We start from the raw sequence: 11,156 nt of genomic DNA, 5'->3' as shown, positions 1-11,156 counted from the left end.
TATGACCTCTCTTTTCTGGATCCCCGCGATAAAGCCCTGGCCCGATCATGAAGACAACTCTGTGGCATTTAAACCGGACTCGGCCGGCGCGTCCGAGCATGTTCGCTTTCGTGCCTGTCCACCAGCGATTGCATGATTGAGTTGCACGCCATTTCGTGCCAACCGGCACGGACGCGCCGAGCCGGCGCGAGAACTGCATCCCGAAGTGTTCCCCGGGCGGGTCGCGGGATTCAACAACATCGCACAGTCGCGCCGACGCGCGTTATGACGGCCAGCGGCTCGTCCCCTCGAGTCCGCCTCCTGAACGCGAGATTTTCAAGGGACGCGGGTCAGCCCCACGGCCCCAGCTTTCACAGGTCGAAATGAAATCATCGTCCGCCCATTTGTTGAGAGAACGCGGATGGTCTCGCATCGGATTGCTTGTAGCGGGAGTGATTCTCGGCCTTTTGCTCCCTACCCGTGGATTCGCCCTTGATCCCGCCAAGAATGTGCTTCAATACAATTGTCGGACATGGAGCCGGCAGAACGGACTTCCCGTCAATGGGATCAACGCCATCACGCAAACCAGGGACGGCTACCTGTGGCTGGGCACGTCGGTGGGATTGGTCCGTTTTGACGGGGACAAATTCGAATTCTTCGATCTTGCACAAGTGGCGCAACTGCGGAAGGGCGCAGTGACCAGCCTGGCGAGCGCACAGAAGGGTGGCTTGTGGGTCGGCTTGGAACACAGCGGCTTCGGTTTCCATGACGGACGGGCATTTTCATTCCGCGAAAGCGCGGCCTTGGGAAAACTGGACATGAACGTTCGATCCGTGATGGAAGGCAGGGACGGCACGCTATGGTTTGCGGCCGAGCACGAGGCATCCAGCCTGGCTCCGAATGGCACTTATCAGCAGGTATTCGGATCGTCGGACGAAACTGCCGTCAATATCTTGTGCGGATATCAGGATTCTCGAGGCCGGATCTGGTTTGGGACCGACCGGAAAGGTGTTTACTACTGGCAGGCGGGGAAGACCACGAAGCTCGTCGACAGCGCATTGGACTCAACGATTGTGTTTTCCTTTGCTGAAGATGCAGACGGCCAGATCTGGGTTGGCACGGCAACGGGACTTCGGTGTTATGATCCGACCCTTCGACCCAAGGAAATCCCTGCCTTGACCGTGAAAGTCGCTGCGTTGCTGGGAGGCCGGCAAGGCGGCTTGTGGATAGGGACCACCGGTTACGGATTGATGCGCTATCGCGACGGTGAGTTCAGTGCTTTTCGGAAGATTGATGGATTGGCGGATGATCGCGTCAGGGCCATCGCCGAAGACGACGAGGGAAGCCTCTGGATCGGGACGCAGGATGGATTAAGCCAGCTCACGGATGTCAAATTTCCGACCCAACCCGCGGCCGAGGACCCGGCTGTCACTGACGCTTTGGCTGTCTGCGCCTCCCGAAAAGGCGGCCTGTGGGTGAGCAGTAGCGCCGGGATTACATATTTTGAGGGCAAGCCGCGGACTTATTCGACGAAAGCCGGGTTGCCGAACCCCTACGTCAAGCGCGCGTACGAAGCGCGCAACGGAGACCTTTACCTGGTCAGCGGCGAGAAAGACCTTGTCATCTTCTCTGGAAACAAGGTCGTGGCGACACATTCAGCCACGAACATGATCGTGGGCATGGCCGAAGATACCCAGGGCGTCATCGTGTCCGTGGGTGGAACACTGTTCCGGGCCGGGACGAATTACTTCAAGCCCTACGAATTCGACAACGGCGAAGCGCCTCCGCTCTATTGGATTCTAAACATGTGCGCGGGTCGGGACGGAGTAATCTGGGTCGCCAGTGTGAACGGGATATGTCGAGTCAAGGACGGAGCATTCCAGCAATGGACGGCGGAGCAAGGCCTTTCCGAGCAGCGGGTGGATTGGATTTGCGAAGACAGCGAAGGCGTCGTTTGGGCGGCGATGATGACCGGCATCGCGCGATTGAAGGACAACCGTATCCGCTGCGTTAACCGGGACAACGGGTTGCTCGACAACGATATTTACGCAATCGTTCCAGACAAGTTGGGCGACCTTTGGGTGGACTCCGGCCGGGGAATCTTTCGAGTCACGCGGCAAAGCATGAATGATTTGGCCGACGGAAGGACCGATCACGTCGAATGCACGTCATACGATGGTCCGGACTGCGTCCAGCTCTCCGACAAAACCGTCCAAGAACATTCAGGATGTATGACGTTAGACGGTCGGATTTGGTTTCCCAGTTCGCGGGGTGTCGTCATGATTGACCCGTCAAATGTGCCCACCAACCGGTCAGTGCCGCCGGTGCATCTCGACCGCCTCCGTGCCAACGGAATGGAGTTCGACACCAGAGAAGAAGCGGTTGTGCAACCGGGCAAGGGCGAACTGGAGTTCCACTTCACCGCACCCAGCTTTGTGGCGCCTCAAAAAGTGCAGTTTCGTTGCCGGCTGGAGGGCTACGATAGGGATTGGGCGGAAATCGGCAACCGGCACCTGGCCCTTTACACGAATCTCAAGCCGGGGCGGTACAGGTTTCGAGTTATCGCGTCCAACGAGGACGGGATCTGGAATGCCCGGGGTGACTCCGTGGAAATCCAGTTGCTCCCCCACTTGTATCAAACGGCCTGGTTCTATTCGCTGTGCGGCGTGTTCGTCGTTGGCGCTCTGGCCGGTGGTTATGGATGGCGAGTTCGCCACCTGAACCGAAAGCAACGCGCTTTGCAGGAGGCGCACGATCTTCTGGAAACCCGAGTTAAAGAGCGCACCGCGGATCTGGCGGAGGCCAACGCCGCGCTTAAAAATGAAATCGAGGAGCGCACGCGCATGGGACTGGAAGTCGAACGCGTTCATCGCCAGCTGATCGACGCGTCCCGCCAGGCCGGCATGGCGGAAGTCGCAACCAGCGTCCTTCACAATGTCGGCAACGTGCTCAATAGTGTGAATGTGTCCGCAACCCTCGTCGCAGACCAACTGAAGCAATCCAGAATTCCGAGCCTGGTCAGGGCGGTGGCCCTCATGAAGGAACACGCGTCGGATCTCGGCCCGTTTGTCACCAGTGATCCCAAAGGCAGACAACTGCCGGGCTTTCTGGAGCAGCTCGCCGAACATCTGGCAGCCGAGCAGGACTCAAACCTGAATGAATTGGGACTTCTGCGGGAGAACATCGATCACATCAAGGAAATCGTGGCGATGCAACAGACCTACGCCACGGTCGCCCACGTCGCCGAACTCCACAAGGTCACGGATCTCGTCGAAGACGCCCTGCGCATGAACGCAGTCGCGCTCGTGCGCCACGGCGTTCGGCTCATTCGCGATTATAACCTGTCTTCATTGGAAATCACCGTCGAGAAGCACAAGGTCTTGCAAATTCTGGTAAACCTGATTCGTAACGCCAAGTATGCGTGTGACGAGTCGGGGCGGAAAGACAAACGGCTGACCGTACGCGTGACCAATGGTGACGACTTCGTGCGCCTCGCGGTGATCGATAATGGCATCGGTATCGCGGCTGAAAATCTTACGCGCATCTTCAACCACGGATTCACAACGCGCAAGGATGGCCATGGATTTGGTTTGCACAGCGGAGCGCTCGCGGCAAGGGAAATGGGCGGCACGCTGCAGGCGCACAGCGAGGGCGTCGGACGTGGCGCGACGTTCACTTTGCAATTACCCCTGCGACCCTCGGGGCGGCAACATGATGAATCCTGAAGACATCTCGAACCGGCGGATTCTGGTGATCGACGACAACCAGGCGATCCATCAGGATTTTCGAAAGATTTTCCATGCCGCTTCACCCGGCCGATCTGTCCTCGATGAGGTTGAGGCCGGCCTGTTTGGCGCATCGGTCACGCACGCGGATGAACCATGGTTTGAAATCGATTCGGCGTTCCAAGGGCAGGAGAGCCTGACGCTGATTCAGGAGGCATTACGGGAGAACCGGCCTTACGCCATGGCCTTTGTGGATGTCCGCATGCCTCCGGGCTGGGACGGGATTGAAACGACGAAACGAATCTGGGAAGTCTGCCCCGACCTTCAAATCGTAATCTGCACCGCCTATGCGGACTGTTCCTGGAGCGAGATGCATGAGAAGATCAATCCGCTCGACCGCCTGCTTATCCTGAAAAAGCCCTTTGATCCCGTCGAGGTCATCCAGCTGGCACATGCGCTGACCGAAAAATGGCGGTTGATGCGGGAATCCAAAACCAGACTCTCCAGCGTCGAACAGATGGTAAAGGATCGAACGCGGGAACTGGAAGCGTCACAGATCGCCTTGCTGAACATGATGGAGGACTCGGTTCGCAACCGGCGGAAAGTGGAGGAGGCATATGAAGAACTCAAACGCGAGGTGACAGAACGCAGGAAATTGGAAGCCCAGTTCCTTCAGTCGCAGAAGATGGAAGCGTTCGGCCAACTGGCCGGGGGCGTCGCGCATGATTTTAACAACATCCTCAGCGTCATCATGGGTTACTCCAATCTGCTCATGGAGGAGGAAGACCTCAAGGCCGACGTCCAGGACCAGTTGAAGCAGATTTACTCGGCCGGAGAGCGGGCGGCCAATCTGACACGCCAACTGCTCACTTTCAGCCGCAAAAAGGAGATGCAGGTGAGCGCGCTCGATTTGAACGAGATCATCGCCAACATGACCAAGATGCTGGGCCGCATCATCGGGGAGGACGTCAAACTGCAATGCGATTTTGCCTCCAACCTCCCCTCGATTCAGGCGGACGAGGGAATGATGGAGCAGGTCCTGATGAACCTCGCGGTCAACGCGCGTGACGCCATGTCCAAAGGCGGTCGGCTGATCATCAGCACGGAACGACTTGTCACGGACGCCGTTTATGCCCGGGGCAATCCGGAGGCGCGCACGGGCGAATTCGTCCGGCTGACGGTGCGGGACACGGGTTGCGGAATGACCCCGGAGATTAGGTCGCGCATTTTTGAGCCGTTCTTTACCACCAAGGACGTCGGCAAAGGGACCGGCCTCGGGCTGGCGACGGTTTTCGGGATCGTAAAGCAGCATCAGGGATGGCTGGAAGTGGAGAGCCAGGTGGGTGTGGGGACCGCGGTCAAAGTTTTTCTGCCCGCGATACCGCAATCATTCCCCGCCGCCATGACCGGAACGGAGGAAGCGCGGGTCCGTGGTGGAACCGAAACCATTTTATTGGTTGAAGACGAGGCAGCGCTGCGGGGTATGACCAGGATCATTTTGCAACGGCATGGGTATCGTGTGCTGGAAGCCGGGTCGGGTGTCGAGGCGCTGAAGGTTTGGGAAACACACGCCGCGGAGGTCGGCCTGTTATTGACTGACATGATCATGCCGGATGGACTGACAGGTCGGGAACTTGCGAAGCAATTATTGGCGCGCAAGCCGGGGCTCAAAGTCATCTATGTCAGCGGATACAGCATCGATACGGAAGGAACGACTTTCAGGATGCGAGAGGGAGTGACATATCTCCAAAAGCCTTACCACCCGAAGAGGTTGGCTGAAGCAGTGCGGGAGAAGTTAGATCGGCCATGAACGAAGGCGTCGCGTACGCGGCATCGATCACCCTGTCCGGTATCCCGAACCAAAAAAAGACGCGTTCCGGTGTCCGCCGACGCCGCGTGTCCCGTCAGGACCGGGCTCAGGACCCCTTCAACTTGGGCAGACGAGGCGGGCGGTCAGCCCGTGAACTGCAGCCGCGGATCGGTTTCCAGCAGCGTTTTTAAATTCGGCCATCGTGCCTCGTTCATTTCATAAAACGCGTGCAGATAAACGATGACCACCTCCGCGGGATGTCCGGCCAGCACCTTGTCCACCGCGGAATGAAGTTTTGCGTCGTCCATCGTTTCAGGCAGATCGTCCACCACGCCGTCCTTGTGCGGCACGCCGAGCGCGTCGAGAAAGTCCGCGAGCAGCAACGTGTGTTTTTTCAACAACCAGCCCCTCAACAAGGTTCCCGCAGCCAGTTCCATCGCGGGACGAGCCAACGTGGCGAGCACCGTTTTGTGCCGTTCGGCGCGCGGCTGGCGTTCGAGAAAGAGCGGACGGACCTTGCGTGCCTGCGCGACGGCGGCGAGTGTCGCCTTGTAAAGTTCTTTCTCTGAAGAATGGGCGTATTCAAGAATTTCCGCCGCCAGACCCGGCGACATGAATCCGATCAATTCGTGGGCGGTAAGCATGATCAAGTCTGCGTTGTGCGCTGATTCGCGGGCGCGTCAGGGCGCGGTTACCAGCGCCACCTTTCGCTTCGCGGCGAGTTGTTTTACTTCCTCTTCGTCCAACAGCAAGGTTTTTCCGGCCTCCAGCGCGAGCACGGCAACGCCTGCATTTGCGCAGGTCTCCAGTGTGGTCGCTCCGATGCACGGGACGTCGAACCGCATGTCGTGCTTTTCCCGCGCGACCTTCACCGCCACGGCGCCGCCGGCTTCGCCGGCCAGTTCGCCGCCGCGCGCGAGACACCTGTCGGTCCCTTCAAACCCTTCCGCGGCGAGGACCGTGCCGTTCTTGACGACGACCGTCTGGCCAATCTCCAGCCGCGAAACCTCCTTCGCGATCCGGTATCCGAAAGCGATGTCCTCCCGCTGCTCGTTCGTCAGCCGGGGGCCGACGTGAAAACCAGCGCCCGGCATGAGCGGCTTCAACCACGGTGTCGCTTCAATCAATTTCATCCCGTCCTTGCCCAGCTCGTCCGCGATGGCCCCAAAAATCGTTTGTGCGTTTTTTTCCTTCAACTTGAGCAGCATGGCCACCGCGCGCAGGTCGGGCCGGACATCGAACAGGTTTTTGGGGGCAATCTGTCCGGCCATGACGCATTGCTTCACGCCGCGGGTCGTGAAGGCCGAGATCATTTTGGAAAGCTGGCCGACTTTCAGCCAGACGATGTCATCGACCAGTTTCGCTAGCGCAGGATCTGTCTCCCCCTCGAACGCGACCGCCACGAGCCGTGCGACGCCCATCCTCCGCGCCTGCCGGGCGAAGAGCAGGGGCAGCGAGCGGTTGCCCGCGATGAGACCCAGAACATCCCGCTTGGTGGAGGTCATGGATGCCAAGGTAAACGATAGACAGCGCACAGCGCCAGCTTGAAGCGGCCCGCACCCTTCGTTGTTGGGGCTTGAAATTGGTCGCGTTTGGAGCACAGACTTCCCGCATGAAAACCCCGGTCCTGCTCGCTCTCACCGCATTCATTATCAACCCCGTCGGCAGCCAGGCCGCCGACACACGTTGCTACGAACTCCGCATCTACCACGCCGCGCCCGGCAAGCTGGACGATCTCAACGCTCGTTTCCGCAACGCGACGATGCGGATTTTCGAGAAGCACGGCATGAAAAACATCGGCTACTGGATGCCCGTGGACAACACGGGCAACAGGCTGATCTACGTGCTTGAGCACCCGAGCCGCGAAGCCGCCAACAAGGCGTGGAAGGAATTCGGTGCCGATCCCGAGTGGCAGAAGGTCGCGAAAGCGTCCGAAGCGAACGGCCGGCTTGTTACGAAGGTGGACCGCTATTTCATGGCCGCCACAGACTACTCGCCGGAAATCAAACAGGTGAAGGCGGGTGCGCCGCGCCTTTTCGAATTGCGCACCTACACCGCCGCGCCCGGCAGGCTGGAGGACCTGCACGCGCGTTTCCGCGCCCACACCTGCGAGCTGTTCGCGAAGCATGGCATGACCAATTTCGGTTATTGGACGCCCCTGGATCAGGACAAGGGCGGCGGCGACACCCTGATCTACATCCTCGCGCACAAGAGCAAGGACGCATCCGATGCATCGTGGAAGGCGTTTCGCGAGGATCCCGACTGGGTCGCCGTGAAAAAAGCGTCCGAGGACAAGGCCGGCGGATCGCTTACGACAAAAGTGGAATCGGTCTTCATGACGCCGACTGATTATTCGCCGACAAAATGAGGAGCACCCATGGGAACGCAACCTCGCAGAAGGTTTATCAAACAAACAATGGCGGTGGCGGCGGCAGCGCCGTTCATCAGCACCAGGGTGACACGCGCGCTCGCGCAAGCCTCCGACAAAAAACTCGGCTTCGCCCTGTGCGGACTCGGCAGTTTGAGTACCAACCAGATCGCGCCCGGCCTGCAAAAAACGAAATTCTGCCGCCTGGCCGGAATCATTACCGGCACCCCCGCCAAGGCCGGGAAATGGAAGGCGCAATACAACATTCCCGAGAAAAACATCTATAACTATGAAACGATGCACCGGATCGCCGATAATCCGGACATCGACGTTGTTTATGTTGTCACGCCCAACGCACTTCACGCGCAATACACGATCGAAGCGGCGCGGGCGGGCAAACATGTCCTCAGCGAAAAGCCGATGGAGGTATCGGTCAGGAAATGCCAGGAGATGATCGACGCCTGCAAAAAGGCCGGGCGCCAGCTTGCCGTCGGCTATCGTTGCCACTTCGAGCCGAATAATGTCGAGTGCGTGCGGCTGGCGCGCGAAAAGGTTTTCGGCGGCATCAAAGTCATTGAAGCCGGATTTGGCTTTCGCATCGGCGATCCCACGCAGTGGCGGCTCAGGCACGCGCTGGCGGGCGGCGGCGCGCTCATGGACGTCGGCATTTACGCCTTGCAGGCGACGCGCTATATCAGCAGCGAGGAACCGACCGTTGTGTCCGCGATGGAGACCAAGACCGATCCCGTCAAGTTCAAGGAGGTGGACGAATCCATCGTGTGGCAGCTCAAGTTTCCCAGCGGCATCATTGCGTATTGCAGCACAACCTATCTCGTCAACGGCATCAACCGCTACACGGCCTATGCCGAGAAAGGCTGGTTTGGACTCGACCCGGCCTATAGTTACGGGGGCATCGGCGGCCGGCGGAGCGACGGCAAGGAAATCAAGGTGCAGGAAATCGATCAGTTCGCCGCCGAGATGGACAACTTCGCGCAGTGCATTCTCAACAGGACGCCGAGCCGGGTGTCGGGAGAAGAAGGATTGCGCGACATTCGCATCCTGATGGCCACTTATGAGTCCATTAAATCGGGCAAACCGGTGAAGCTGGCGTAAGAAAAGGGTCGCTTGGTCGCAAACAGCGGAAGTTTGCTCACGACGGTCCCGGCGCCGCGGGGATTCTTGCCGCCAGTTCCTCCGCCGGATACGTCCAGATTTCCGCCAGGGTGGGATGGTAATGCGGCGTCGTCGCCAGCTCGTGAACGGTCATGCGTTTGGCCATCGCGATGATGATTTCGTGAATGAGTTCACCGCCCAGCGGTCCGACGCAACAGCCGCCCAGAATTTCGCCCGACCTTGGGTCCGCGAGCAGTTTCACAAAGCCATCCTTGGCTTCCATGATGAGCGACTTGCCGTGATCGCTGAACGGATGACTCGCCGCAAGATGGGGGATGTTCCGCGCTTTCGCCTCCTTTTCGGTCAGTCCCACGATTCCTATCTGCGGGTCGGTGAACACAACGTGTACCAGTAATCGATGGTCGATCCTGCGCGGCGTTTTCGGATGCGCGATGTTGTGCGCGGCGATCTCGCCCTGCTGAACTGCAACATGCACGATCTCGTGCGGTCCCGTGCAGTCGCCGGCGGCGTAAATGTGCGGCGCGCTCGATTGCATCGCGTCGTTCGTGACGACCCGGCCCAGGTCGGTCTTCACGCCCGCCTTGTCGAGCGCAAGCGTGGCGGTGTTCGGCGCGCGACCCAGCGCGAAAAGAATCTCCTCCGCCTTCGCCTGCGTCCTGGCGCCGTTGTGCGTAAACGTGATCACCTTGGAGCGGCCATCGCGATAGGCGTCCAGGAGCCGCGTGTCGGTGAACAGCTTGATTCCTTCGCGGCGGAAAACAGCTTCGACGACCGCGGCGGCATCGGTGTCGAAATCTTTCAGCAGATGCGGGCTGCGTTGAACAAGCGTCACATCGACGTCGAAGCGCGCGAACAGCTGTGCGAATTCGACCGCCACCGCGCCGCCGCCAAGAACGATTATCGAACCGGGGAGTTTCCTGAGCGCGAGCGCGTCGTCGCTGGTCAGGTATCCCACGGCGGCCAGCTGGGGCAGGGGAGCCCGGGCGACAACGGAGCCGGTGCTGATGACAAAATGCGCGGCGGTGACTGTCCCACCATTGTCGAGCGCCACTGTGTGAGCGCCGGCAAAGCGCGCGCTGGCGCGGATGAATTCGAATCTGCCGCTGCCCAGCTGCCGGGCCCGATCATCGGCGAATTCCTTGATGAGACCGTCCTTGCGCGCCATGACCGCGCCCCAGTCAAATCTGACTTCGCCGGGCTTCATTCCCCAGATGCCGCCGTACTGGGTGAGATGGCGGACTTCGGCGGCGTAGAGCAGCGCCTTCGTCGGCATGCAACCTCGCAGGATGCAGAGTCCGCCCACCTCTTTGCCGCCTTCAATGACGGCGGTTTTCAATCCTGCGCCTGACGCGGTACGCGCTGCTGCGTAACCGCCGCTGCCGCCGCCGATCACGGCGACATCGAAATCGAATTGATGCATCGCATGAAGATGAAGCACGGACACAAGCCGTCAAACGATTTGTCGGATGATCCGAACCGGACCCGTGCTGAACCGGGCGTCCGCGCGTGGCGGCATTCGATTGACAGAACCACTTTTGCTTTTAACAATTCATCGCATGAGCGAGATTATCTATCCCCGCAGTCCGCGGGAGACCATGTGTGGTTGGATGCACCTGCCGCGTTACGTCGACAAGATTCGGTTGCATCTCGCCGGCAAACTGCACCCGGATTATCAGCCCAACCTCGGCAAGGGATTCGACGAACGGTGGCTCAAGGCAGCCGGCCTGACGCAGGAGCGGTTCGTATCGGTGGTTCGAGGCACCATTTGTGATGGCGAGGTATGCGACTGGGTCCTGAAAAACGTGAAGAAAAGCGACGCTGACAAGCGCGCGCACGCCGACTCCATGCTCAACTATCCTCGGCCGGGCGACGCCGAAATGGAGGCCCGCCTCAGGATGCGCAAGGAGCAGGCCGGCCTTTCAGATCGCGACGACATACACACCTTTGTTGACTTCATCGACGCGGACGAGAAGAGGATTTAATTCAGCCGCTGTTGTTGTACTCGGACAATAAAGTTCGAAACTAGCGTAGCGGTAACTCCCTCGTTTTCGAGGCGGGTCACTTTTACTCAAAAACAAGCGAGCCGGTAACCGGATGACAAAAAGCCCGTAATTCGGCAGTAACTGGCTGGAACATTTCA

At 59.3% G+C, this 11,156-nt stretch carries 8 protein-coding genes; 5 read left to right on the top strand and 3 right to left on the bottom strand.

Annotation, left to right across the window (positions count from 1 at the left end):
• Window positions 1–362 precede the first annotated feature (362 nt).
• Both VN887_12680 and VN887_12675 read left to right on the top strand, forming a co-directional pair.
• A complete protein-coding gene (locus VN887_12680; GenBank protein ID HXT40861.1) occupies window positions 363–3,704 on the top strand; it encodes a two-component regulator propeller domain-containing protein in 3,342 nt (1,113 codons plus the stop codon).
• On the top strand, window positions 3,691–5,514 hold the full coding sequence (locus VN887_12675; protein HXT40860.1) for a response regulator: 1,824 nt from the start codon (window positions 3,691–3,693) through the stop codon (window positions 5,512–5,514). The genes VN887_12680 and VN887_12675 overlap by 14 nt, the downstream gene beginning before the upstream one ends.
• A 143-nt stretch (window positions 5,515–5,657) precedes the next feature.
• Here the strand turns inward: VN887_12675 and VN887_12670 are convergent, their stop codons facing one another.
• Window positions 5,658–6,158 carry a hypothetical protein gene (locus VN887_12670; GenBank protein ID HXT40859.1) on the bottom strand — a complete coding sequence of 167 codons (501 nt, stop codon included), beginning with the start codon at window positions 6,156–6,158 and terminating at the stop codon, window positions 5,658–5,660.
• Between the two features lie 36 nt (window positions 6,159–6,194).
• On the bottom strand, window positions 6,195–7,019 hold the full coding sequence (lpxI, locus tag VN887_12665) for a UDP-2,3-diacylglucosamine diphosphatase LpxI (protein ID HXT40858.1): 825 nt from the start codon (window positions 7,017–7,019) through the stop codon (window positions 6,195–6,197).
• A gap of 107 nt (window positions 7,020–7,126) precedes the next feature.
• On the opposite strand from lpxI, the gene VN887_12660 reads away from it, so the two are divergent.
• On the top strand, window positions 7,127–7,882 hold the full coding sequence (locus tag VN887_12660; protein ID HXT40857.1) for an NIPSNAP family protein: 756 nt from the start codon (window positions 7,127–7,129) through the stop codon (window positions 7,880–7,882).
• A gap of 9 nt (window positions 7,883–7,891) precedes the next feature.
• A complete protein-coding gene (locus VN887_12655; GenBank protein ID HXT40856.1) occupies window positions 7,892–8,995 on the top strand; it encodes a Gfo/Idh/MocA family oxidoreductase in 1,104 nt (367 codons plus the stop codon).
• Window positions 8,996–9,032: 37 nt separating this feature from the next.
• On the opposite strand, the gene VN887_12650 is transcribed toward VN887_12655, so the two are convergent.
• Entirely contained in the window at window positions 9,033–10,436 is a 1,404-nt protein-coding gene (locus tag VN887_12650) for an NAD(P)/FAD-dependent oxidoreductase (protein ID HXT40855.1), read from the bottom strand.
• Between the two features lie 136 nt (window positions 10,437–10,572).
• On the opposite strand from VN887_12650, the gene VN887_12645 reads away from it, so the two are divergent.
• Window positions 10,573–10,998, top strand: a complete 426-nt coding sequence (locus VN887_12645; GenBank protein HXT40854.1) for a DUF5069 domain-containing protein — start codon at window positions 10,573–10,575, stop codon at window positions 10,996–10,998.
• Window positions 10,999–11,156: the final 158 nt, after the last annotated feature.

It is taken from the genome of Candidatus Angelobacter sp. (assembly GCA_035607015.1).
Lineage (GTDB): Bacteria > Verrucomicrobiota > Verrucomicrobiia > Limisphaerales > AV2 > AV2.
The sequence above is the reverse complement of the archived record's forward strand: the minus strand, read 5'-3'. Positions and strand labels throughout refer to the sequence as shown.